Annotated in this window: 20 protein-coding genes; 17 read left to right on the top strand and 3 right to left on the bottom strand. The window is 62.5% G+C overall.

The window, feature by feature from the left end; translation table 11 throughout:
• Positions 1-61: 61 nt before the first annotated feature.
• The 9 genes from gltB to N0P34_RS03090 all read left to right on the top strand — a co-directional run bounded on the left by gltB (position 62) and on the right by N0P34_RS03090 (position 11963).
• On the top strand, positions 62-4735 hold the full coding sequence (gltB, locus tag N0P34_RS03130; protein ID WP_345774462.1) for a glutamate synthase large subunit: 4674 nt from the start codon (positions 62-64) through the stop codon (positions 4733-4735).
• 315 nt (positions 4736-5050) lie between these two features.
• The gene (locus N0P34_RS03125; RefSeq protein WP_275605560.1) at positions 5051-6478 is read left to right on the top strand and encodes a glutamate synthase subunit beta; all 1428 of its coding nucleotides are present in this window, start codon (positions 5051-5053) and stop codon (positions 6476-6478) included.
• A 252-nt stretch (positions 6479-6730) separates the two neighbouring features.
• On the top strand, positions 6731-7276 hold the full coding sequence (gene hpt / locus N0P34_RS03120; RefSeq protein WP_275605559.1) for a hypoxanthine phosphoribosyltransferase: 546 nt from the start codon (positions 6731-6733) through the stop codon (positions 7274-7276).
• Positions 7277-7363: 87 nt separating this feature from the next.
• Positions 7364-7756 (top strand): hypothetical protein, encoded by a 393-nt coding sequence (locus N0P34_RS03115; protein WP_275605558.1) that lies wholly within the window; start codon positions 7364-7366, stop codon positions 7754-7756.
• 14 nt (positions 7757-7770) lie between these two features.
• Positions 7771-8277, top strand: coding sequence for a sigma-70 family RNA polymerase sigma factor (locus N0P34_RS03110; RefSeq protein WP_275605557.1), 507 nt, complete (start codon positions 7771-7773; stop codon positions 8275-8277).
• The gene (locus tag N0P34_RS03105) at positions 8274-9074 is read left to right on the top strand and encodes an anti-sigma factor (protein WP_275605556.1); all 801 of its coding nucleotides are present in this window, start codon (positions 8274-8276) and stop codon (positions 9072-9074) included. The genes N0P34_RS03110 and N0P34_RS03105 overlap by 4 nt, the downstream gene beginning before the upstream one ends.
• 66 nt (positions 9075-9140) lie before the next feature.
• Entirely contained in the window at positions 9141-10151 is a 1011-nt protein-coding gene (locus N0P34_RS03100; protein WP_275605555.1) for an SPFH domain-containing protein, read from the top strand.
• Between the two features lie 9 nt (positions 10152-10160).
• A complete protein-coding gene (locus N0P34_RS03095) occupies positions 10161-10610 on the top strand; it encodes an NfeD family protein (RefSeq protein WP_275605554.1) in 450 nt (149 codons plus the stop codon).
• Positions 10611-10691: 81 nt separating this feature from the next.
• Positions 10692-11963, top strand: a complete 1272-nt coding sequence (locus tag N0P34_RS03090; RefSeq protein ID WP_275605553.1) for an outer membrane beta-barrel protein — start codon at positions 10692-10694, stop codon at positions 11961-11963.
• Between the two features lie 99 nt (positions 11964-12062).
• On the opposite strand, the gene galU is transcribed toward N0P34_RS03090, so the two are convergent.
• A complete protein-coding gene (galU, locus tag N0P34_RS03085) occupies positions 12063-12962 on the bottom strand; it encodes a UTP--glucose-1-phosphate uridylyltransferase GalU (RefSeq protein WP_275605552.1) in 900 nt (299 codons plus the stop codon).
• A gap of 89 nt (positions 12963-13051) precedes the next feature.
• Here galU and galE point away from each other — a divergent pair, with 89 nt between their 5' ends.
• The 3 genes from galE to N0P34_RS03070 all read left to right on the top strand — a co-directional run bounded on the left by galE (position 13052) and on the right by N0P34_RS03070 (position 16492).
• Complete coding sequence (gene galE / locus N0P34_RS03080) at positions 13052-14038, top strand: UDP-glucose 4-epimerase GalE (protein ID WP_275605551.1); 987 nt, start codon at positions 13052-13054, stop codon at positions 14036-14038.
• A 12-nt stretch (positions 14039-14050) separates the two neighbouring features.
• Positions 14051-15250, top strand: coding sequence for a lytic murein transglycosylase (locus tag N0P34_RS03075; protein ID WP_275605550.1), 1200 nt, complete (start codon positions 14051-14053; stop codon positions 15248-15250).
• A 69-nt stretch (positions 15251-15319) separates the two neighbouring features.
• On the top strand, positions 15320-16492 hold the full coding sequence (locus N0P34_RS03070; protein WP_275605549.1) for a DUF459 domain-containing protein: 1173 nt from the start codon (positions 15320-15322) through the stop codon (positions 16490-16492).
• Between the two features lie 4 nt (positions 16493-16496).
• Here the strand turns inward: N0P34_RS03070 and N0P34_RS03065 are convergent, their stop codons facing one another.
• Positions 16497-18035, bottom strand: a complete 1539-nt coding sequence (locus N0P34_RS03065) for an altronate dehydratase family protein (RefSeq protein ID WP_275606911.1) — start codon at positions 18033-18035, stop codon at positions 16497-16499.
• A 132-nt stretch (positions 18036-18167) separates the two neighbouring features.
• On the opposite strand from N0P34_RS03065, the gene N0P34_RS03060 reads away from it, so the two are divergent.
• The 5 genes from N0P34_RS03060 (at position 18168) to N0P34_RS03040 (ending at position 22882) form a co-directional block, all read left to right on the top strand.
• Entirely contained in the window at positions 18168-18917 is a 750-nt protein-coding gene (locus N0P34_RS03060; protein WP_275605548.1) for a GntR family transcriptional regulator, read from the top strand.
• 49 nt (positions 18918-18966) lie between these two features.
• Positions 18967-19401 (top strand): RbsD/FucU domain-containing protein, encoded by a 435-nt coding sequence (locus tag N0P34_RS03055; RefSeq protein WP_275605547.1) that lies wholly within the window; start codon positions 18967-18969, stop codon positions 19399-19401.
• An 88-nt stretch (positions 19402-19489) separates the two neighbouring features.
• On the top strand, positions 19490-20341 hold the full coding sequence (locus N0P34_RS03050) for a fumarylacetoacetate hydrolase family protein (protein WP_275605546.1): 852 nt from the start codon (positions 19490-19492) through the stop codon (positions 20339-20341).
• 116 nt (positions 20342-20457) lie between these two features.
• Positions 20458-22053, top strand: a complete 1596-nt coding sequence (locus N0P34_RS03045; RefSeq protein WP_275605545.1) for an L-aspartate oxidase — start codon at positions 20458-20460, stop codon at positions 22051-22053.
• 88 nt (positions 22054-22141) lie between these two features.
• Positions 22142-22882: a hypothetical protein gene (locus N0P34_RS03040; protein ID WP_275605544.1), complete on the top strand. Its 741-nt coding sequence runs from the start codon at positions 22142-22144 to the stop codon at positions 22880-22882.
• Between the two features lie 42 nt (positions 22883-22924).
• Here N0P34_RS03040 and N0P34_RS03035 read toward each other — a convergent pair whose 3' ends face one another.
• Complete coding sequence (locus N0P34_RS03035; protein WP_275605543.1) at positions 22925-23872, bottom strand: PfkB family carbohydrate kinase; 948 nt, start codon at positions 23870-23872, stop codon at positions 22925-22927.
• Positions 23873-23899: the final 27 nt, after the last annotated feature.

Raw genomic sequence — 23899 nt, 5'->3', positions numbered from 1 at the left:
TATGGCACACGAGCGGCACGGACAAACTTCTCCGGTCTCCACCAAAGCCAAATCGCGCACGCTGATCGCCAATTCGCGACGCGTCGACGGCCGCCCCGAGGCCCAGGGTCTTTATAGCCCGGCCAATGAGCACGACGCCTGCGGCATCGGCATGATCGCCAACATCAAGAACAAGCCCAGCCACGAAGTGGTTCAGAAGGGTCTCGAAATCCTCGAGAACCTCGAACACCGCGGCGCCGTCGGTGCCGATCCGCTGATGGGCGATGGCGCCGGCATTCTGGTGCAGACCCCGCATGCCTTCTTCAAGAAGGTCCTGCCCTTCTCCCTGCCCGAAAAGCACCACTACGCCGTGGCGATGATCTTTTATCCCAACGACGCGGGCCTCAAGTCCCGCTGCGCCGAAGTCGTGCGCCGCTGCATCGCCAGCGAAGGCCTCGTCCTCCTCGGCGAACGCGTCGTGCCCACCGACAATTCCAAGCTCTCGGCCGGCGTCATCGCCACCCAGCCGATCATCGAGCAGATGGTCATCGCCCGACCCGAAGGCCTGACGCTGGATGAATTCGAGCGCAAGCTCCTCATCGTCCGCAAGGTCATCTCCAACACCGTCTATAACGACGTGCCCGAGAGCCACAGCGACAACGGCTTTTATGTCGTCTCCATGTCGGCCCGCACGCTTGTCTATAAGGGCATGTTCCTGGCCGACCAGCTCGGCGCCTTCTACCAGGACCTTCACGACGAGGCCTTCGAAAGCGCCATCGCGCTCGTTCACCAGCGCTTTTCGACCAATACCTTCCCCTCCTGGAAGCTGGCCCACCCCTACCGCATGACCACCCACAATGGTGAAATCAACACCATCCGTGGCAACGTCAACTGGATGGCGGCCCGCCAGGCCTCCGTCCACTCGAAGTATTTTGGCGACGACATCACCAAGCTCTGGCCCATTTCCTATGAGGGCCAGTCCGACACCGCCTGCTTTGACAACGCGCTCGAATTCCTCGTGCGCGGCGGTTATCCCCTGCCCCACGCGGCGATGATGCTGATCCCCGAAGCCTGGGCCGGCAATCCGCTGATGGATGAAAAGCGTCGCGCCTTCTACCAGTACCACGCCTCCCTGATGGAGCCCTGGGACGGTCCGGCCGCCATGTCGATCTCCGACGGCCGCTATGTCGTGGCAACCCTCGACCGCAATGGCCTGCGCCCCGCCCGCTACCTCGTCACCAAGGAAGGCCACGTCATCCTTGCCTCGGAATCGGGCGTGCTCGACATTCCCGACGAGGACATTGTCGAACGCTGGCGCCTCCAGCCCGGCCGCATGCTGCTCATCGACCTCGAGCAGGGCCGCATCATTTCCGACGACGAGATCAAGTCGACGCTGGCGACCTCCAATCCCTATGCCGATTGGCTGGCCCGCACCCAGATCGTGCTCGAAGACCTGCCCCAAGTTGCCCCCAAGGCGCCCGAGCCGACCGACGCGCTGCTCGATCGCCTCCAGGTCTTTGGCTACACCCAGGAAGACGTCAAGCTGCTGATGGCGCCCATGGCCACCACCGGCCAGGAAGCCGTCGGCTCGATGGGCACCGACACGCCGATCTCGGCGCTCTCGAACAACCCCAAGCTGATCTACACTTATTTCAAGCAGAACTTTGCGCAGGTGACCAACCCGCCCATCGATCCGATCCGCGAGGAATCGGTGATGAGCCTTGTCTCCTTCATCGGTCCGCGCCCGAACCTCTTCGATCTCGAAGGTCTCTCGACGGTCAAGCGCCTCGAAGTGCGCCAGCCGATCCTCACCAATGAGGATCTCGAAAAGATCCGCGCCATTGGCGATATCGACAGCAACCAGTTCAAGACCAAGACGCTCGACATCACCTATCCCAAGGTGAACGGCGCTGCCGGCATGGAAGCGGCCATCGACGCCCTGTGCCAGGCCGCCGAGGAAGCGGTGCGTGGCGAATACAACATCATCATCCTCTCTGATCGCCTCGTCTCGGCCGACCGGCTGGATATCCCCACGCTGCTGGCGCTCGCCGCCGTGCACCACCACCTCATCCGCAAGGGCCTGCGCACTTCGACGGGTCTGGTCGTTGAAACCGGCGAAGCCCGCGAAATCCACCACTTCGCCATGCTGGCCGGCTATGGCGCCGAAGCCATCAACCCCTATCTCGCCTTCGAAGCGCTGCAGGCGCTGCACGCCGAAGGCAATTACCCCGAGGAAGTCTCGGCGGACGAAGTCGTCTACCGCTACATCAAGTCGGTCGGTAAGGGCCTCCTCAAGGTCATGTCCAAGATGGGCATTTCCACCTACCAGTCCTATTGCGGCGCGCAGATCTTTGATGCGGTCGGCCTCAACTCTGATTTCGTCGCCAAGTATTTCTTCGGCACCGCCACCTCCATCGAAGGCGTCGGCATCACCGAGATCGCGGCCGAAACCGTCAAGCGCCACGATCTGGCCTTTGGCGACGACGCCGTGCTGCGCAAGCAGCTCGATGTCGGCGGCGAATATGCCTATCGCATCCGTGGCGAAAAGCATGCCTGGTCGCCCGATGTCGTGGCCGATCTCCAGCACGCCGTCCGCACTTTCGAGGAAAGCCCCGAGACAGCGCAGGACCGCTACAACAGCTATGCCGCGCGCGTGAACTCGGGCGAAAACGGCTATCTCGCCATTCGCCACCTGCTCGACATCAAGCCGATCGGCACGGCCGTCCCCCTCGACGAAGTCGAACCCGCCGTCGAGATCGTCAAGCGTTTCGTCACCGGCGCGATGAGCTTCGGCTCGATCTCTCGCGAAGCCCATACGACGCTCGCCATCGCCATGAACCGCATTGGCGGCAAGTCCAATACCGGTGAAGGCGGCGAAGAGCCTGATCGTTACAAGCCCCTCGCGGACGGCTCGAGCAACCCGCTTCGAAGCGCCATCAAGCAGGTCGCCTCCGGCCGCTTTGGCGTCACCACCGAATATCTGGTCAATGCCGACCAGATCCAGATCAAGGTCGCGCAGGGTGCCAAGCCCGGCGAAGGCGGCCAGCTGCCCGGCCACAAGGTCGACTGGATCGTCGCCAAGACCCGTCACTCGACGCCCGGCGTGGGTCTCATCTCCCCGCCGCCGCATCACGACATCTATTCCATCGAAGACCTCGCCCAGCTCATCTATGACCTGAAGAACGTCAACGAGCAGGCCGACATCTCGGTCAAGCTGGTGTCCGAAGTCGGTGTCGGCACGGTTGCGGCCGGCGTTGCCAAGGCGCGCGCCGACCACATCACCATCTCCGGCTATGACGGCGGCACCGGCGCGTCGCCCCTGACCTCATTGAAGCATGCCGGCGGTCCCTGGGAAATCGGCCTGGCTGAAACCCACCAGACCCTCGTGCTCAACCGCCTGCGTTCCCGCGTCCGTCTCCAGGTCGATGGCGGTCTCAAGACCGGTCGCGACGTCCTGATCGGCGCCCTGCTCGGGGCCGACGAGTTCGGCTTCTCCACCGCTCCGCTGATCGCGGCCGGCTGCATCATGATGCGCAAGTGCCATCTCAACACCTGCCCCGTTGGCGTCGCCACCCAGGACCCGGTGCTGCGCAAGCGCTTCAAGGGCACGCCCGAGCACGTCATCAACTACTTCTTCTTCATCGCCGAAGAGCTGCGCGGCCTTTTGGCCGAGCTGGGAGCCCGCACCCTCAACGAACTTATCGGCCGCTCCGATCTGCTCGATCAGAAGCGCGTCACCGACTATTGGAAGAGCCACGGCGTCGACCTCGCCAAGGTGATCTACAAGCCTGAGCCGCTGGGTGAAGATACGATCTATCACTCCGAGGAACAGAACCATCACCTCGAAGCCGTGCTCGACCGCAAGCTCGTCGAACTCGCAGCTCCGGCGCTCGAAACCGGCAAGCCGGTCCAGATCGAGCTGCCGATCCGCAGCCGCGACCGCTCGGCCGGCGCCATGCTCTCGGGTGCTCTTGCCAGGAAATATGGCCATGACGGCCTGCCGGACGACACCATCGCCATTACCCTGCGCGGTACTGCCGGCCAGGCTTTTGGCGCCTTCCTTGCCAAGGGTATCTCCATCGACATGATCGGCGATGCCAATGACTATGTCGGCAAAGGTCTGTCGGGTGGTCGCATCGTCGTCCGTCCGAGCGAGAAGGCCATCACCACGGCCGAAAAGTCGATCATCGTTGGCAATACCGTGCTCTACGGCGCCATCGAGGGCGAGGCCTATTTCCGCGGCGTGGCCGGCGAACGCTTCGCCGTCCGCAACTCGGGCGCCATCGCCGTCGTCGAAGGCACGGGCGATCATGGCTGCGAATACATGACCGGCGGTCTCGTCGTCGTCATGGGCCCCACCGGCCGCAACTTTGCCGCCGGCATGTCGGGCGGCGTCGCTTATGTCCTCGATGAGGACGAGACCTTCCGCAGCCGCTGCAACCTCGCCATGGTCGATCTCGAACCCGTCCAGGAAGAAGAAGACCTCATGCAGAAGCTCCACCACCACGGTGGGGATCTCGAATGGCATGGCCGCGTCGACATCTCCGGCGACATGACCAAGCACGACGACGAGCGCCTGCACCAGCTGATCTCGAACCATCTGCATTATACCGGCTCGACCAAGGCCAAGCAGATCCTCGAGAACTGGGCCGAGATGCGCCCCAAATTCGTGAAGGTCATGCCGGTCGAATACCGCCGCGCCATCCTCGAAATGGAAAAGAAGCGCGCCTCCGGCACGCATGTGGCGGCGGAATGATGATGCAACCAAATTTGGCGTCGATCTCTCAGTCGACACCCTCCCCCTTGCGGGCTTCGACCCGTCCCGGAGGGAAGTTCGCTCCAGTGGAGCGAACTTTGGGAAGAAGGATCAAGGGTGGGGGGCGAGAGCCCGGATCTCGTGGCTCCGTACACCCCCTCCGAGCCTCCCCCTATGAGGGGGAGGGACTCCTCCACTCTGCTGGCACGATCCAGTCCCATTCACCGCGCCATTCCTCCCCCTTCGAGGGGGAGGTTAGGTGGGGGTGGGGCGACACGCACCGCACCAACGACATCCAATCCAAGGAGCAAAGCCATGGGTAAGGTAACAGGCTTTCTCGAGATCGAACGGGAAGAGCCGCGCTATGAGCCGGCCTCGGACCGCATCCGCCATTGGGGCGAGTTCACCATTCCGCTCTCGGAAGGGCGCGTGGTCGACCAGGCCGCCCGCTGCATGGATTGCGGCATCCCCTTCTGCCACGGCGACACCGGTTGCCCGGTCCATAATCAGATCCCGGACTGGAACGACCTCGTCTACAACGGCGACTGGGAGGAGGCCGCGCGCAACCTCCACTCGACCAATAATTTTCCCGAATTCACCGGCCGCATCTGCCCCGCGCCCTGCGAGGAAGCCTGCACGCTGAACCTCGATGACGTTCCCGTCGCCATCAAGACCGTCGAACAGGCCATCGCCGACCGGGCCATCAAGTCCGGCTGGATCAAGCCGCAGATCAATCCGGTAAAGACTGGAAAATCTGTCGCCATCGTCGGCTCCGGCCCGGCCGGTCTCGCCGCCGCCCAGCAGCTGGCCCGCGCCGGCCACGACGTTCACCTTTATGAACGCGAGCCCAAGGCCGGCGGCCTGATGCGCTATGGCATTCCCGACTTCAAGATGGAGAAGGAACACATCGACTTCCGCGTTTCCCAGATGGAAGCCGAAGGCGTCACTTTCCACTATAACGAAAACATCGGCGTCACCCGCCCGCTTTCCGAGCTGCAGGCCCAGTATGATGCCGTGCTCCTGAGCGGCGGCGCCGAACGCCCGCGCGATGTGGATGCCGAAGGCACCGATCTCAATGGCGTGCACTACGCCATGCCCTTCCTCGTCCAGCAAAACCGTCGCCTCGGCGGCGAAGATGTGTCCTCCGAACTCCAGCTCAGCGCGGCCGGCAAGCATGTCGTCGTCGTTGGTGGCGGCGATACGGCCTCCGACTGCGTCGGCACCTCGTTCCGCCAGGGCGCCATCGCCGTCACTCAGCTCGACGTCCGCCCCATGCCGCCGGAGTTGGAAAACAAGCTGACCAACTGGCCCAATTGGGCGGTCAAGATGCGCACCTCGTCCTCGCAGGCGGAAGGGGCCATCCGCGAGTTCTCCGCCGGCACGATGAAAATCATCGGCAATGCCAAGGGTCAGGTCACCGGCGTCGAATGCGCCCGCGTCGATCGCAAGCGCCAGCCGATCCCGGGCAGCGAGTTCATCATCAAGGCCGACCTCGTCCTCCTCGCCATCGGCTTTGCCGGCCCGGTCAAGGAGGGTCTGCTCTCCGAACTGGGTGCCGACCTCGACAAGCGCGGCAATATCTTTGCCGACACCTTCACCTACAAGACCTCGGTCGAGAAGGTCTACGCCGCCGGCGACATGCGCCGCGGCCAGTCCCTCGTCGTCTGGGCCATCCGCGAAGGCCGCCAGGCCGCCCGCGCCATCGACATGGACCTCATGGGCAAGACCGACCTGCCCCGGTAATCGCCCACCCACCGATCTGTCCCTCCCCTCCTCCAGGGGGAGGCTAGGTGGTGGGCTCTCGCCAGAGGCTCTGCACCCAACCGTTCCGCAAACTCGATCTGTCCCTCCCCCTTCTTCAGGGGGAGGCTAGGTGGGGGTGCCTCCCGCGACGTCATCGCCGGTAAGATCCCCCACTGGGCAATTCACATCCGCACCGCGTCAATGCTAACAGTCTGCTAACGAATCCAGCCCGTTTGCGAACCGGACATACGCATGACCCAAAAGCCCTATGTCGTCGATGAACTGATCTCCGCCAAGGCCATTGCCGCCCGGGTGGAAGCCCTGGCCCGCGAGATTTCGACCCATTTTGCCGACACCGACAAGCTCGTCGTAGTCGGCCTCCTGCGTGGTTCCTTCATCTTCATCGCCGACCTCGTCCGCGAACTCGACCTGCCCGTCGAAGTCGATTTCCTCGAGGCCTCCTCCTATGGCAATGCCATGGAATCGAGCCGGGAAGTGAGGATTCTCAAGGACTTGCGCGGCGAGATCGCCGGTCGCGATGTCCTCGTCGTCGAAGACATTATCGACACCGGCCACACCCTCAAGCACGTCCTCGAGATCCTCGAAACCCGCCATCCCCGCCGCATGGAAATCTGCGCCCTGCTCTCAAAACCCTCGCGCCGCGAGACCGAGATCAACGCCAAATGGCTCGGCTTTGAAATCCCTGACAAATTCGTCGTCGGCTATGGCATCGACTACGGCCAGCGCAACCGCAATCTCCCCCATATCGGCGCCGTTCGCTTCACCGACGAAGAATAATTTTTCAGGGCGCGGATTAAACCGGCCCCCAGGGTGTTGATCCTTATGCGGACCGCCTCATGCGGTCCCGCATGAGGAGACAACGCCATGAATTTCCGTAATATTCTGGCCGGTGCAGCCCTGCTCGCCGCCCTTGTTACTCCGGCATTCGCCGCCGACTATCTCGGCGGCGCGGTCAAATCCACCGACATCGGCGGCAAGATGGTCCTGACCGATGCCAACGGCATGACCCTTTATATCTTCGACAAGGATGAGCCAGGCGTCACCAATTGCTACGACACCTGCGCCGAAAAATGGCCCCCGCTCTTCGCTGACGATGCCGCCGCGGCCGAAGGCGATTTTTCCATTGTAGAACGGACAGATGGCACCAAGATGTGGGCCTATAAGTCCATGCCGCTCTACTACTGGGTCGACGACAAGGCCCCCGGCGATATTACCGGTGACGGCGTCGGTGGCGTCTGGCATCTTGCCATCGAATAGCTGAAAGCCCCCAAGTGGCGGAAATCCTGCACGAAATCGAGGCCTGCGTACCCGCGCTCCGGCGGTATGCCCGGGCGCTGACCCGCGACATCGACCGCGCCGACGATCTCGTGCAGGATTGCCTCGAACGCGCCATCTCCCGCCGCGGGTTGTTTCGACCCCGCGGGCCTGTGCGCGCCTGGCTCTTCACTATCCTCACCAATATCCACCGCAATGATCTGCGCAATAGCAGGCGGCGCGGGGAAATTGTCCAGATCGACAGCATTCCCGAGCCCGCGGTGCAGCCGCCGCAGCCCGGCCATCTCGCCCTAGCCGAACTCGGCCGGGCCCTCGAAACCATCCCGCTTGAACAAAAGGAGGCCCTGCTTCTGGTCACGCTCGAAGGTCTTTCCTATCAGGATGCCGCCAGCATCCTCGACATCCCCGTCGGGACGCTGATGAGCCGCCTCGGCCGCGCCCGCTCGGCTTTGCGGACCCTGACGGGAACGCCGGCAGAGCCGCATCTGAGGACGGTAAAATGAGCGAGATTACCAAAGACCTCCTGATGGCCATGGCCGATGGGCAACTCGATGCGGCCAAGCGGCAGGACCTTGAACGGCGCCTCGCCGACCGCCCCGAACTCGCCGCCGACCTGGCCCAGATGCAGCGCCAGTCAGACGCCATTCGCGCCCTCTATGGCCCGGTGATCAGCGAACCCCTGCCGGCACGCCTCGATACGGCTCGCATTGCGGCGACCACCCGGCAGAAGCGCGGCCGGTTCTGGTCCAATGCGGTTGCGGCAGTGGTCATTGCGGGCCTTGGCATCGGCGCGGGCTGGTTCCTGCGGGATCTTTCCGCCGGTCCTGGCCCCGCGGATCGCCTGATTGCCAGCGCTGTCAGCGCCCATACGGTCTATGTCGGGGAAAATCGACATTCGGTGGAAGTGCCGGGAGACGACAGCGCCCATTTGACCACCTGGCTGTCGGCGCGCCTGCAGACCAATCTTGCCATGCCCGATCTCATCTCCTCGGGATTGACCTTCCTCGGCGGACGGCTCCTGCCGGCTCCGGATGTCCCCGGTGGCCGCGCTGCCCAGCTCATGTATGAAGACGCCGCAGGGGAGCGCCTCACCCTCTATGTCACGCCCGCCCTGACCGTGGACGCGCCGACCTATCAATTGGCCACGCTCGGCGTCGATACTGCCCTCTATTGGGCCGACGACACCCTTACCTGCACGATCACGGCGCCTTATGCCCCTGAAAAACTGGAAACAATTGCCCGTTCGGTCTTTGCCCAGCTCTCCCCGCGCCCGACCGATCCGGCTGTCTATTCGCCGTGACTGATTGCCTACACCCTTGATGCCCCCTAGATTGCTTTTCAGAAAGCGGCAGCAGGAGTTTGCGCCATGGGGCTGGAGGAATTCGGATTGGACGGGCTGAGCATCACCCTCATAGGCATTGGCATTCTGCTGATATTGGTCCTCTTCGCCGGTGCTAAGACGGTGCCGCAGGGCTATAATTTCACCATCGAACGGTTCGGCAAATATACCCGGACCCTCAAGCCCGGCCTCAATCTGATCGTGCCGTTCATCGATAGTGTGGGCAAGAAGATCAACGTCATGGAGCAGGTGCTCGACGTCCCTCACCAGGAAGTCATCACCCGCGACAACGCCTCGATCACCGCCAATGGCGTCACCTTCTATCAGGTGCTCGACGCCGCCGCCGCGGCATATGAAGTAGCCAATCTCGAAAACGCCATTCTCAACCTCACCATGACCAATATCCGCACGGTCATGGGCTCGATGGACCTCGACGAGCTTCTGAGCCACCGCGACGAGATCAATGAGCGCCTGCTGCGCGTCGTCGATACGGCGGTCTCGCCCTGGGGCATCAAGATTACCCGTATCGAGATCAAGGATATCGATCCGCCCAAGGATCTCGTCGATTCCATGGGTCGGCAGATGAAGGCCGAACGCGAGAAGCGCGCCACCATTCTCGAGGCCGAAGGCCGGCGTCAGGCCGCCATCCTCAAGGCCGAGGGTGAAAAGCAGGCCCAGGTCCTCGAGGCCGAAGGACGCCGCGAGGCCGCTTTCCGCGATGCCGAAGCCCGCGAGCGTGCCGCCGAAGCTGAAGCCAAGGCGACCCAGCTTGTGTCCGACGCCATTGCCTCGGGCAATGTGCAGGCCATCAACTATTTCGTCGCCAACAATTACATCAAGGCGCTCGAAGGCATTGCCACCTCCCCCAACCAGAAATTGCTGATGCTGCCGATCGAGGCCGCAAGCGTTATCGGGGCCATTGGCGGCATCGCCGAGATTGCGCGCGAGACCTTCGGCGGCGACAAGCCCGAAGGCTCCGTGCGACCTGCCGCACGCCCTCCATCCTCGTCCCGCTCGTCCGATCCCGCGCAAGGATAAGGGGCTGGCATGATGATCGTCGATTTTCTCGCCGCCAATGCGCCCTGGGGCTGGATCATCGCCGGGCTCGTCCTGCTCGCCTTGGAGCTCGTCGTCCCGGGCGGCTTTCTCGTCTGGCTGGGGACCGCCGGCATCGTCACCGGCCTCGTCGTCTTCATCCAGCCGATGGACTGGCCATGGCAATGGCTCATGTTTGCCATACTCTCCCTGGCATCGATCTTCGCCTGGCTACGGTGGAGTCGATCGCGGAAATCGACCGACGACCAGCCCTTTCTCAACCGTCGCGCCGAGCGCTTTGTCGGGCAGGAATTTACCCTGGACCAGCCCATCGCGGGAGGCTTCGGGCGCCTGTCGCTTGGCGACAGCGTCTGGCGCATCGCCGGTCCCGACCTTCCGGTTGGCCAGCGCATCCGGATCGTCGGATATGATGGCCCGGTGCTGAAAGTGGAGCCAGTCTGAGGCGCCTCGAAAGACTTCGTTAACCATAAGCTGAAAGGATTAGGGATCACCTCCCCGTAGCGAACGGAGTCGTCTGTGCCAATGCTGTCGCTGATATGGCGCATCAGAGTGGTTGTGGCTCTTGCCACCACTTGTCTCTGTGCGCCGGTGCTCGCGCAGCCGTTTGGTGCCGATGGCTCGGAGACCGACAATGAACGGCTGCGGCCGGGCATTTATCCGGCAGCGCCCGTTCTCGACGACTATGGCGTGCCGGTCGAGCCCCACCACCTCCCGTTCGACATCGACTGGTCCGTGGGGCTAAGGGGCACGCTGACGCAATCGACGAGCGGACAGACCTTCGTCACGCGCCTGACCCCCCAATTCTCGGCACTCTACGATGGCAGCCTGGCCGATATCACCGCCAATGGCAGCGCGGAGATCGCCAAGCCCAGCGGCCAGGACAATGTGACCATCACCAATATGCGCCTTGGGCTCTCCGCAGACATGGCGCTGGACAATGTCACGCGTCTCAGCGGCAACGCCGCCTTCAGCCTCAGCAAGGACCTGCCCGGATCCCTCGATCTCAATCCGCAGCTCGTCGTCCCGCCTCAGGTGATGAGCGGCAATCTCGGTGTCGGAATCGACCGGCAGTTCGGCCTGTTCAATGTCGGCGTCGACGCGGAGGCCGCTCGAACGACTTATGGCCCCTCCACACGCCGCGATACCGGCGAAACCGACAATGTGGACCAGAACCGCTGGACCGCATCGGGTAATTTGCGCGTGGGCTACCAGATTACGCCGATCTTCGAAGTGTTCACCCAGGCGGGACTGGCACGCGACTTCTTTGATGTCGCGGGCGTCAATGGCGAGAAGGCAGACGCGACCAACCGCACGCTGCGCGCCGGCGTTTCGGGATCATGGAACAATATCCTGACGGCAAGTGTCTCGGCGGGTGTGGGCCAACGGATCTTCCACGCCGGCAATGTGGGTGACGTGACGACCCAGCTCTACGGGGCGAGCCTAAGCTTTACCCCTGACCCCACGGTCCTGATGACGGCAAGCCTCGAGACGACGCTGGAGCCCGCCGGCCCCGACAATGCCGGGACGGCCCGTATCCAGAACACTGCCCTTGCCAACCTCGCCTATACCGTCAACTCATGGCTGCGGCTGCGCGCCAGTGCCGACTGGAGCACGACCCAGTTTGTCGGCAGCACCGAGACGGAAAACCGCTATGGCGTGGGTGCGGGCGCCGACTACAGCGTCAACGCCCACACGGCCCTCAGTGCGGATTATGGCTATGGCCGCCGCGACAATTCAAGTCGCGGCCAGAGCGACAGCCATCAGGTCAGCCTCGGGATAACGCTGTCGCGCTGAAGCGATACCAGGAAAAATGGACACCACTTTTCCGGCTCGGAAGCGCGACAAATAAGGACTCAGAGTGATTTCGCCGCCTAAGCGACGGGGTGAAATGCTCTAGAGTTTTTCCTCGAGATCCAATTTGCGCAATTCGCGCAGGAAGCCGGGGCGAATGTCGTCGCGCTCGAGGGCGTAGACGACATTGGCCGTCAGGAAGCCGATCTTGGAGCCGCAGTCAAAGCTCTGGCCCTGATATTTGACGCCCGTGAAATGCTGGGTGTGCATCAAATTCTGCATGGCATCGGTGAGCTGGATTTCCCCTCCGGCGCCCTTGGTCTGTTCGGCCAGAAGCGAGAAGATTTCGGGCTGCAGGATATAACGACCCGAAATGATCAGATTGGACGGTGCGTCCTCGACCTTGGGCTTTTCCACCATCTGGGTGACGCGGAACCCGGTATCCGGACCGTCGCCACGGCCGATCACGCCATAGGACGCCACTTCCGCATGCGGCACTTCCTCGACGGCAATGACATTGCCGGCGCTTTCCTCATAGGCGTCCATCATCTGCTTGAGCACGCCGGGTTCGCCTTTGAACAGCATATCCGGCAGGAGCAGTGCAAAGGGATTGTCCCCCACGATGTCGCGGGCGCACCAGACGGCGTGGCCCAATCCCAGCGGCTCCTGCTGGCGGGTGAAGCTGGTGCGTCCGGCCGAGGGCAGGTCACGGCGCAATTCCTGCAGGGCGGCTTCCTTGCCGCGCGTTTCGAGCGTTGTTTCCAGCTCGAACTGGCGGTCGAAATGGTCTTCGATGACGCCCTTGTTGCGGCCGGTGACAAAGACGAAATGCTCGATGCCCGCTTCGCGGGCTTCATCGACCGCATATTGAATGAGCGGTCTGTCCACGACCGTCAACATTTCCTTGGGCATGGCTTTCGTTGCCGGGAGGAACCGGGTTCCCAGGCCTGCAACAGGAAATACGGCTGTACGGACGCGCTTGGACACTAGACTTCCCTTCATTGGAATTGGCGGATGGTCGGCGTAAAGCTAAATCAACATCTGCCACATATCGTTGCGGCATAATAGCTTTTAAGCTTAGGAGTTCTCCCATGACAGTCTTGGTCACCGGTGGCGCGGGCTATATCGGCAGTCACATGGTGCTGGAGCTGGCCGACCGCGGCGAGCAGGTCGTGGTACTGGACAATCTGATCACCGGCTTTGACTGGGCCATCGACGGCCGCGCAATATTCGAGCCGGGCAATGCCGGCGATATCGACTTCGTCACCAGCCTCATCGCGAAGCACGCCATCACGGAAATCGTGCATTTCGCCGGCTCCATCGTCGTGCCGGAATCGGTGACCAACCCACTGAAATACTACGCCAATAACACCTCCACCTCGCGAAACCTGATCGAGGCCGCGGTGCGGGGCGGGGTAAAACACTTCATCTTCTCGTCCACCGCCGCAGTCTACGGCATGACCGGGCTGGCGCCGGTGGTGGAAGATACGCCGCTCCACCCCATGTCGCCCTATGGGCGCTCCAAGCTGATGACCGAATGGATGCTGGCGGATGTCGCGGCAGCCCATCCCCTCACCTTCGGCGTCCTGCGCTATTTCAACGTCGCCGGTGCCGATCCGCAGAAGCGGTCCGGGCAATCGACGCCGCTTGCCACCCACCTCATCAAGGTTGCCTGCCAGACGGCGCTGGGCCAGCGCGACAAGATGAACATTTTCGGCACCGACTATGAAACGCCCGACGGCACCTGTGTGCGCGACTATATCCACGTGACCGACCTGATCGAAGCCCATGCCCTGTTGTTGACCCATCTGCGCAGGGGTGGCGACAGCACGACGCTGAATTGCGCCTACGGCCGAGGCTATTCGGTGCGGGAAGTCGTGGACATGGTGCGCGACGTGTCCGGCGTTAAATTCCGGGCCGATGAAGGGCCGCGCCGGGCCGGTGACCCCGCATCGATCACCGCGACAGGCGAAAAAGTGCGTAAACTCCTGGGATGGACCCCCAAGCATGACGATCTCAGAGAGATTGTCGAAACGGCCTATGCCTGGGAACGCCATTTGATGATGCGCAATCGCTGAGGAGATGCAATCATGCGGCGGCTGGCGGCCTTTTTCGTGCTCTTGATGACGGCCCCCACCATGGCGCAGCCCGTGGGCAGCTTTGCCGATTTTCTGGCCGCCCTGCGTCCCGAGGCGCTGTCCAGCGGCGTCAGCGCGACAAGCTATGATGCCATAATGGGTGGGATGACGCCCGATCCCCGCGTTCCAAAGCTGGTCGAAACGCAGCCCGAATTCACCACCCCGGTCTGGGACTATATCGAGACGCGGGTCAATCCTGCCCGCGTCGAGCGCGGCAAAGCCGCCCTCTCGCGCCAGGCCCAACTCTTTTCGGCGATTGGCGCCCGATATGGTGTCGACCCCTATCTGCTCGGAGCCATCTGGGGGATCGAGACCGATTATGGCGCTGTGCTGGGCAATGACAGCCTCATCCGTCCCATCGTCCGGTCCCTGGCGACAGTGACCTATCAACACCGCAGCCGCTATGCCGAGGACAAGGCCGACCTAATCGCGGCCCTGCGCCTCGCCCAGGTCAATGGCGGCGTCTCGCCTGTGGGGTCATGGGCAGGGGCAATCGGCCATTTGCAGGTCAATCCCACCAATGTCCTCGCCCATGGGTCCGACGGAGACGGCGATGGACGGATAGACCTTCACAATTCCCTCGCCGATGCGCTGGCCACCAGCGCCCGCTTCCTCATCCATCTCGGCTATCAGCCGGGCGTGGACTGGGGATTTGAGGTCGCGCTCCCCGAGGGATTTGACTATCTCCTCGCCGACCGCGACCAGATGCGGCCGATTGGTTTTTTTGCCGACCGGGGCGTCATGCGGGTTTCGGGACGAGCATTTTCCGATCTCCGAACGCCGGTTTTTCTCTATGTTCCCGCTGGCAAGGACGGCCCGAAATTCCTGATGACGGGCAATTACCTCGTGCTCAAGGGCTATAATTTTTCGGACAGCTACGCCATGGCCGTGGCCCATCTGACCGATCGGCTGAAGGGCGGCGGAGCCTATGTCGCTCCTTGGCCGCGCAACACCGTTTTCCCCAATCTGGCGCAGCGACAGACAATCCAGCAGGCGCTCAAGGCACTGGGGCTCTATCAGGGCGCCGTCGACGGGAGGCTCGGCCCGATCACCCAGGCCGCTTATGCGCGGTTCCAGGCGTCACAGGGCCAAATCGCCGACGGCTTCATCACCAAGGCTGCCCATGACGCGCTGGTGGCTGCGGTTCGGTAACCTCCAGGGGAGCGGCGTGGCCTTGGGACGCTCAATCTGCTACATCCCAGGCATAGGCCGGATCGAGACATGAAGCGCGTTGTTCTGCTGATATTGCTGGTCGTGTTCTGCTCCCTCGAGGTCATGCCGGCCTTCGCGCAAGAGGGAGACCGCATCCTGGTGGCGCAGCAGGAGCGCCGCCGCACGCTGTTTGACCTTCTCTTCGGCGAGGAAAAGCAGGCCACGCCACAGCCCCCGCCGGTGCAGCAAACGCAGCCGCGTCAGGCAACGCCCGCCGCCCTGCCCCCGCCCAAGCCACAGATCGAAAAGGCGCAGAATGCAACCCGGCTCGCCGTCTTTGGCGACTCTATGGCGGTCGACCTCGCCAAGGCGCTTGAACGCTTTTACGCAGAAGATCCGAACCTGGTGGTGATCAGCCAGGGGGTGGGCTCATCCGGCTTCGTGCGCGACGACTATTTCGATTGGAATGCGACGATCCGGGAGCAGATCGCCGGTGACAGCTTTGATGTTGCCGTCGTCATTATCGGCGTCAATGACCGGCAAGAGCTCAAGGCCAATGGTGAGAGCCTCAACTCGCTCACCGAGCCCTGGACGGAAATCTATCAATCCCGCCTCAATGATTTTCTCGGCCAGTTGCGGGCGGCGCGAAAACCGGTGATCTGGATTGGACTGCCGCCCATGTCGCGGGGCGAATACTCCACCGCCATGAGCCAGATCAGCGCGCTCCAGAAGATGGCGGCTTTCTCGAGCGGGGCGGAATTCCTCGATATCTATGACCGCTTCCTCGGCGAGGACGGCAAATATTCGTCCTACGGGCCGGACGTAAACGGGCAGAACGCGCGCATGCGCAAGGACGATGGCATCCATTTCTCGGCGGCGGGAGCCGATAAGCTCGCCTTCTATGTCAGTCAGTCGCTGCGCACTTTCTACCGCGGTGGCGCGGTGACGCTGGCGGTGGTGGACCCGCTGGCCGGTACGGACGCCGCCTCGATGCTGCGCCCACCCTATCAGGGCCTCGGACAAATCCGGCTTCTGGAGGTTGCGGGGGCGGTTGTGCCATTGAGCCGGGCCCCGCAGCGGGCGGCCGACCTTGTCGTGGCCACTCCGCCCCTACCCCGCGCCGAGGCCAGCGCCCCCTTCTCGATCGAGCAACTCATGCAGGCGCCGGTCGGCAGGGTCGACGCCTTTGGCGTGGGAGTTTCGCCCAATGCCGCCCCCACTGCCAGCAATATGGGCCGATAGGCGACTACATCACCGCGCCGACCTGCCAGGGCACGAATTCATTGTCGCCATAGCCGAGTTCTTCGGATTTGGTGGGCTTGCCTGAAGCGATATCGAGCAGCATGTCGAAAATCTGCCGGCCCTTGTCCTTGATGGACACGCCCTCGACGATATCTCCACAATCGATGTCCATGTCGTCGGTCATGCGGGCGTAGAGCTCGGAATTGGTCGCCAGCTTCATCGAGGGCACAGGCTTGCAGCCATATGCCGAACCGCGCCCGGTGGTGAACGCCAGTATATTGGCGCCGCCCGCGACCTGCCCTGTGGCCGACACGGGATCGAAGCCGGGCGTGTCCATGAACACAAAGCCTTTTTCGGTGACCTTTTCGGCATATTCATAGACGGCCGTCAGCGGCGTGGTGCCGCCCTTGGCCGCAGCGCCGAGAGATTTTTCGAGAATTGTAGTCAGGCCACCGAGCTTGTTGCCCGGCGAGGGATTGTTGTTCATCTCGCCGTGATTGCGGCGCGTGTAATCTTCCCACCAATGGATGCGCTCGATGAGCTTTTCACCCACTTCACGGCTCGCGGCGCGGCGCGTGAGGAGATGCTCTGCACCATAGATCTCAGGTGTTTCGGACAGGATTGCCGTGCCACCATTGCGCACAAGGATATCGGCTGCGTAACCCAGAGCCGGATTGGCGGTGATGCCCGAATAGCCATCCGAACCACCGCATTGCAGCGCCAATGTCAGATGGCTGGCATCGACCGTTTCACGGCGGGCCGCGGCGGCGATGGGCAGCATCTCCCTGACCTTTTCGACGCCCCATTCGATCATTTTCTTCGTGCCACCGCGCTCCTGGATGGTCATGGTCTGGAAGGTCTCGCCCTCCTCGATGCCATAGAGCTCCTTCATCCGGCCGATCTGGAACACTTCGCACCCGAGCCCGACGAGCAGCGCTGCACCCAGATTGGGGTTGGAGGTGTATCCCCACTGCGTGCGCTTGAGGATGTCAAAGCCTTCGCCGCGACTTTCCATGCCGCATCCAGTGCCATGAACGAAGGGCACCACGCCGTCGATTTCCGGATAATCGTCCAGAATGCCCGAACGGTTGATGGCCTCGGCGACAAATTTTGCGACGGTCGCCGAGCAATTCACCGAGGTGAGGATGCCGATATAATTGCGCGTGCCGACCGAGCCATTGGCGCGCCGAAACCCCTCGAAGGTGGCGCGCTGCGCGACGGGGACATAGTCGACAGGAATAGCGCCCTCGGAAAACGCATAATCGTGCACCAGCGTCCCGTCTGCGCCGCCCATGCCGCAGTTATGCTCATGCACCCAATCGCCGGGCGCAATGGCTTCCTTGGCAAAGCCGATGATCTGACCGAACTTCAACACAGCCTCGCCAGCCGGAATGGCGCGGGTGGCAAATTTGTGCCCACGCGGCACGCGGCGCAGCACGGACACACCCTGCGCAGTCTCGACACCGGGCTCGAGATTGGCCAAGGCCACCGCAATATTGTCCGCGACATTGAGGGAAAGCGTCTTGCCCTGGGGGCGGATCATGGTGTCGGTCATCGGTTCGGGCTCTCGGGGCTGGAGGCTCTGCTTTACCTCGCCGGCTTTTGCCCCCAGATTACTCAGCAATCGAGGGCGCCCGACATTGTCAAGCAACACGGCACTAACTAACATGTTAGCATGAAAACGGAAGCCGGTCCCTATGATTTTCTGCCTGATGCGGGCAGCTTTGCCCGCGGCAGCGTCACTGTCGACGTCACCAATACGCTTCGCCAGGCCATTGTTTCTCTCACTCTGCCCCCAGGCGCAGGGCTGGATAAATCGGCCATCTGCAAACAATTGGGCGTTTCCCGCTTTCCGGTCAGCGAAGCACTCGCACGACTTGCCGAAGAAGGGCTCGTCGATATTGCACCCCAGCGCGGCTCGACCGTATCGCTGGTGAAGATCGCCGACGTGCGGGAATACATGCTCATCCGCAAAGGGCTGGAGAGCGAAGCCCTCAGGGTGCTCATCGGCAAGCACGACGAAGAAGTGATCGCGGCTCTCCATGCCAACATGGCGGCCCAGCGCGCGGCCGCATCCATTGATGACGCCGAGACCTTCCACCAGATCGACGTCGATTTCCACGACATCATCTTCCGCCGCATGCGCCTCACCAGGGTGAAAGCCATTATTGACAAGGCGCGCGCCAATCTCGATCGCGCCCGCCGCCTCATCATCACGCCCCGGCGCCTCGCCCTAACCATTGCCGAGCACCAGGCGATCTTCGACGGCATCCTGGCGGCCGACGCGGCGCAGGCCATCGCCGCCATCCGGGCCCATATCGATGCCGTCATGGTCGAGCTGTTTGCCTTCGCGCGCAGCCACCCGCATTTGTTCGCCGATGGAGCCGAACTGGCCGTCGATAGCGACGACTTCCCCTTCGGCTGAGCATGGCAGTGCTCCCGAGTCGGGAGCTGTCCATCAATGAGGAGACAAGATGCTCAAGAATATTCCGGCCCTGCTCGGTCCTGACCTGCTGTATGCCCTGCGTGCCATGGGCCATGGCGACGAGATCGCCATCGTCGACGCAAATTTCCCCGCCGAATATCTTGGACCGGAGGTGATGCGGCTTTACGGCATACCCGCCACCGATGCGCTCGACGCAATTCTCACCGTGATGCCACTGGACGAATTCGTCGACGAAGCCGCTTTCGGCATGGCCGTGGTCGGTGACCCGGAGCGCCGCGAGCCCATTTATGGGCTGTTCGAAGAGATCATCACCCGCCACGAGCCTGGCCAGGGGTTTTCCCGGCTGGAACGCTTTGCTTTTTACGAGCGGGCCCGCTCCTGCGTCGCAATTGTTCAGACAGGCGAAACAAGGCTCTATGGAAATATCATTCTCAAGAAGGGCATAATCCGCCCCGCAGACTGAGCCAAACCGAACGCATTGGCACAAGGTCGGCCTCGACAGGCTAACATGTTAGCCTTTATCTGCTTGGAAAATACAAGGGAGACCCGCCATGAAACTTCTTCGCGTCGGTGCCAAAGGCGCCGAAAAGCCCGCCATTCTTGCCAAGGACGGCTCGGTCCGCGACCTTTCCGGCGTGATCACCGACATTGCCGGCGATGTGCTGACCCCCGAGGGGCTTGCGAAGATCGCGGCAACGGACATCGAGCAATTGCCGGCACTGGACGCCGCACAGCGCATCGGCCCCTGTGTGGGCAATGTCGGCAAGTTCATCTGTATCGGCCTGAACTATGCCGACCACGCTGCGGAAACCGGATCGCCGATTCCCAAGGAACCGATCATCTTCATGAAGGCCACCAGCGCCATCGTCGGCCCCAATGACGACGTCATCATTCCCAAAAACTCCACCAAGCCGGATTGGGAAGTCGAACTCGGCGTCGTTATCGGCAAGGAAGCCCGTTACGTCGACGAAGCGAACGCGATGGAGCATGTGGCGGGCTATTGCCTTGTCAACGACGTTTCCGAGCGCGAATTCCAGCTTGAGCGGGGCGGCACCTGGGACAAGGGCAAGGGCAGTGACACCTTCGGTCCGATCGGCCCATGGCTGGTCACCAAGGACGAAGTCGCCGACCCGCAGAACCTCAATATGTGGCTCGAAATCGACGGCAAGCGCTTCCAGAACGGCTCGACCAAGACCATGGTCTTTGGTGTCGCCCATCTCGTTTCCTATGTCAGCCAGTTCATGAGCCTGCAGCCCGGCGACATCATCTCCACCGGCACGCCTCCCGGCGTCGGCATGGGCATCAAGCCCGATCCGATCTGGCTCAAGCCAGGCAATGTCATGCGCCTGGGCATTGAGGGGCTCGGCGAGCAGACCCAGAACGTCAAGGCCTACAGCGCCTGATCGCAATCCCCAATGTCTGAAAACACCCTCCCGCCGGGGGGTGTTTTTCTCCGCACCTGTGCTTGCGAGCACAGGCGCCTGAGCCTATCCATGACGGTTCCGGGAGAGTGCGCGCGATGACGACCTTCGACAACAGCCTCAATGCCGACGGCGCGCTGATCGTCGGCGCCGGACTGGCCGGACTGTTCACCGCCCTCAAGCTGGCACCGCGCCCCGTCACCGTGCTCACACCCAAACCGCTCGGGCTCGGCGCGTCTTCGGCCTGGGCCCAGGGCGGCGTTGCCGCCGCCATGGGGGAAGGCGACAGCGCCCACGCCCATGCACTTGATACCGAGATGGCCGGAGCCGGCATCGTTGATCATGGCACGGCTGAAGGGGTGACTGCGGAGGCAGCGGCCCGAATAGAAGATCTTGCGCGCCTGGGCACGCCCTTTGACCGCGACGACTTCGGCAATTTCGAGCTCGGGCGCGAAGCAGCGCATTCGGCCAATCGCATTGTCAAGGTCGAGGGCGATCGAGCCGGTTGGGCAATCATGCAGGCCCTGATCGCCCGGGTACGGCGCACTCCGTCGATCCGGGTCGTCGAGGGGATCACCGCGCTCAGCCTGGCGCGGGACAATGGCCGCATCGTCGGCGTCTATTGCCGCCGGTTGGGGGATCGCTATTCGGAGCCGATTTTCATCCGCGCCCGCGCCACCATTTTGGCGGCAGGCGGGCTGGGCGGGCTCTACGCCATAACCACCAACCCGCCCGGCGTGCGGGGCCACGCCATGGGCATGGCAGCCCGGGCCGGCGCAATCATTGCCGACCCCGAATTCGTGCAGTTCCATCCCACGGCAATCGCGACGGGGGCCGATCCTGCTCCGCTCGCGACGGAAGCCCTGCGCGGCGAAGGCGCCATTCTCGTCAATGATCTGGGCGAGCGTTTCATGCCCGCGATCCATGCGGATGCAGAACTGGCGCCGCGCGATATCGTGGCTCGCGCCAATTTCCGGCAGATACAGGCAGGCCGCCGCGTCTTTCTCGACACCCGCACTGTCCTGGGAAAGAATATCCTCACGCGCTTCCCGACGGTCTCGAAATATTGCATCGAGGCCGGGATCGATCCCGTCTCGGACATGATCCCGGTCGTGCCGGCCGCCCATTTCCACATGGGTGGCGTCAAGGTGGATGAGCGCGGTCGCTCTTCTCTTCCCGGCCTCTGGGTCTGCGGCGAGGCCTCCTGCACGGGATTACATGGCGCCAATCGCCTGGCGTCCAATTCATTGCTGGAGGCGATCGTCTATGGCGCCCGCATCGCCGACGACATCGGCGGACTGGAACCCGCGCGCGCCCTGTCCCCCTTCAAAGGCATCGAATGGGATGAGGTTGAGGGCAACCGCGCAGAGGAGATCTTGCGCAATTCCCTGGCGGTGCAGCAATTGCGCCAGGTGATGAGCGATCTCGTCGGCGTGGAACGGAGTGCGGAGGGGCTGAGCCTGGCCCTGAAAAAAATCGCCCATCTCGAGGCTACGGCCGAACAGGTGACCACCGCCTATCTCAACATGACGACCTCGGCCACGCTCGTCGCGGCGGCCGCCCTCAAGCGCGTGGAAAGCCGGGGCGGCCACTTCCGGACCGACTTCCCCCAGCCCAGCACGGAATGGGAGCATCATACCGAAATGACGCTCACCGAAGCCCTGGAGATCAGGGCACGCGCGGCGCAGGACTGAGGACGCAGGTAATACTACGTACGTATCTATGCTGATGCCTCGAAGTGAGAACGCGTAGTCTAATGCAGGAAGGTCAGGAGATGTCCTAGTGTCCAGATTGATAATCTACGCCGCTTTGGATGACGCTCAACTGGGCGCCGAAAGCGCAGTTTTCGACTACGATCTAGACGACGAGATCAATTATGACCATCGCGTCGGCGAACCTGTTCTCATTGCCAATATAGGACCATCCTATGCCGAAGCCTATGTCGGCCTCGGCAAACTCAGCGGCTTCGAAACCCTGCCCGGCTTCGTCAACGCCGCCAGAGTGGAAGGCCTCGTCTTCTTCCCCGCTCCAATTCCGCTCGCGGAGCCAAAACCGCCGCGGGTCGGCGTGTTCGAAATCTCCGACGAAAACTTTGATCGCATAATCGGCGAAGTTGTCGATCCAATGCGCGTCGAAGAGGGCGCCCCGGGATATGAGCCGGCCATATCGGAAAGCGCGTTCCTGCAGCAGCTCCGTCGAGAACAGGCCGATAGATGCAGTTTTTCCGGGGTGAAATCAGACACTCTCGAGGCCTGCATCATCCAACCGCTTGAACATGGCGGCCACTGGCATATCAGCAATTTTCTGCTGCTCGACGCAGAGGCCGCCCATTCATTTTCCAGATTTGACTGGAGCGTGGGGCCGATGTTCGAAATCCTGCTCAATACGCACGCCGTGGGGCGGGACGGCATTGAGGCCGCCAGTCCCAAGGGAATGATCGACATGCCCTATAAATCCGTCACACGGCTGGACCGCGCCGCCGTCAACTGGCACCGCGAGCGATTTTTTGCCCGGCTCAGTTGAAAGCCAATGGGGCCGCTATCGAAGCGCCCCCTTGGCTTGGGTTCAATGGGCCACCAGAATTGCTTCGACTTCCGCTCGGCTGGGGGGATTGCATCCCTTGTGCGCGCAGTTAAGACCCGCCACCACCGCACCGAACTTCAGCGTCTCGGCAAGGGCATTGGCGTCCAGCCCCGCCATTCCGCCGGCCCGAAGGGCGCCGATCTCGTGCAGCCTCGTCAAGATACCGGCCATGAGGCTGTCCCCTGCCCCCACCGTGTCTCCAAAGACGGGTGGAGCATAGATCCCGGCCGCGGCTTGGGCCGAGCGCGAAAACGCCCTTGAGCCATGCTCGCCCAGCGTCACTACCACCAGCTCGCAATGGGGTCGGTCCAGCAGTGCGGCGGCGAAATCCTCGATCGAACTTCCCGGCGAAAGCCAGGCGTGATCTTCTTCCGAAAGCTTGATCAGATGCGCCGCGTCGAGGAAACCATCGAGCCGATGTCGATAGCCAGCCTCGTCGTCTACCAGCTTGTCACGCACATTGATGTCGAAGGAGATGACGGCCCCGCGTTCGCGCGCGGCCTCGACCACCTTCATCCAGATGGCAGCATCTTCCGCCAGGATGGGAGAGAACCCACCGATCTGGTAGAGCGTCACCGCGGATGGCAGCGCCGCCAGGAGCCCGGCCTCTGAAAAGGCATGGTCCGCCCCCCGCTCGAACACATAGCTCGCTTGCATCTTCTCGTTGAAACTGACGATGGCCTTCGTGGTCGGCGCCTCGACCCGCTCGGTCAGCAACACCCGAACGCCCGCGTCGGCCAGTGGCCCGAGCAAAACGTCGCCGTACTTGTCCGTGCTGATGGGGCACAAAAATCCGGTCTCATTGCCCAGCTTGGACAAAGCAATGGCGCAATTATAGGGGGAGCCGCCCGGCAGGGCCAGGCGCTCGGCATTTGGCGCCGAGGACACGGGAACCAGATCAATGAGGCTCTCGCCACCAACAACAAACATGCAACGCTCCTCTTCTTGCCGGCGCTG

The sequence above is a fragment of the Devosia sp. FJ2-5-3 genome (genome assembly GCF_029201545.1).
Classification (GTDB): Bacteria; Pseudomonadota; Alphaproteobacteria; order Rhizobiales; family Devosiaceae; genus Devosia.
This window is presented reverse-complemented; position numbering and strand designations above follow the sequence as displayed.

Bases quoted from the DNA above. Each gene is read 5' to 3' on its own strand.
- N0P34_RS03060 (WP_275605548.1), top strand. From the start codon at position 18,168: ATGAAAACGGAAGCCGGTCCCTATGATTTTCTGCCTGATGCGGGCAGC.
- N0P34_RS03055 (WP_275605547.1), top strand. From the start codon at position 18,967: ATGCTCAAGAATATTCCGGCCCTGCTCGGTCCTGACCTGCTGTATGCC.
- galE (WP_275605551.1), top strand. From the start codon at position 13,052: ATGACAGTCTTGGTCACCGGTGGCGCGGGCTATATCGGCAGTCACATG.
- N0P34_RS03105 (WP_275605556.1), top strand. From the start codon at position 8,274: ATGAGCGAGATTACCAAAGACCTCCTGATGGCCATGGCCGATGGGCAA.
- N0P34_RS03095 (WP_275605554.1), top strand. From the start codon at position 10,161: ATGATGATCGTCGATTTTCTCGCCGCCAATGCGCCCTGGGGCTGGATC.
- N0P34_RS03065 (WP_275606911.1), bottom strand. From the start codon at position 18,035: ATGATCCGCCCCCAGGGCAAGACGCTTTCCCTCAATGTCGCGGACAAT.
- galU (WP_275605552.1), bottom strand. From the start codon at position 12,962: ATGAAGGGAAGTCTAGTGTCCAAGCGCGTCCGTACAGCCGTATTTCCT.
- N0P34_RS03035 (WP_275605543.1), bottom strand. From the start codon at position 23,872: ATGTTTGTTGTTGGTGGCGAGAGCCTCATTGATCTGGTTCCCGTGTCC.
- N0P34_RS03045 (WP_275605545.1), top strand. From the start codon at position 20,458: ATGACGACCTTCGACAACAGCCTCAATGCCGACGGCGCGCTGATCGTC.
- N0P34_RS03050 (WP_275605546.1), top strand. From the start codon at position 19,490: ATGAAACTTCTTCGCGTCGGTGCCAAAGGCGCCGAAAAGCCCGCCATT.
- N0P34_RS03075 (WP_275605550.1), top strand. From the start codon at position 14,051: ATGCGGCGGCTGGCGGCCTTTTTCGTGCTCTTGATGACGGCCCCCACC.
- N0P34_RS03115 (WP_275605558.1), top strand. From the start codon at position 7,364: ATGAATTTCCGTAATATTCTGGCCGGTGCAGCCCTGCTCGCCGCCCTT.
- N0P34_RS03070 (WP_275605549.1), top strand. From the start codon at position 15,320: ATGAAGCGCGTTGTTCTGCTGATATTGCTGGTCGTGTTCTGCTCCCTC.
- N0P34_RS03125 (WP_275605560.1), top strand. From the start codon at position 5,051: ATGGGTAAGGTAACAGGCTTTCTCGAGATCGAACGGGAAGAGCCGCGC.
- hpt (WP_275605559.1), top strand. From the start codon at position 6,731: ATGACCCAAAAGCCCTATGTCGTCGATGAACTGATCTCCGCCAAGGCC.
- N0P34_RS03090 (WP_275605553.1), top strand. From the start codon at position 10,692: ATGCTGTCGCTGATATGGCGCATCAGAGTGGTTGTGGCTCTTGCCACC.
- N0P34_RS03100 (WP_275605555.1), top strand. From the start codon at position 9,141: ATGGGGCTGGAGGAATTCGGATTGGACGGGCTGAGCATCACCCTCATA.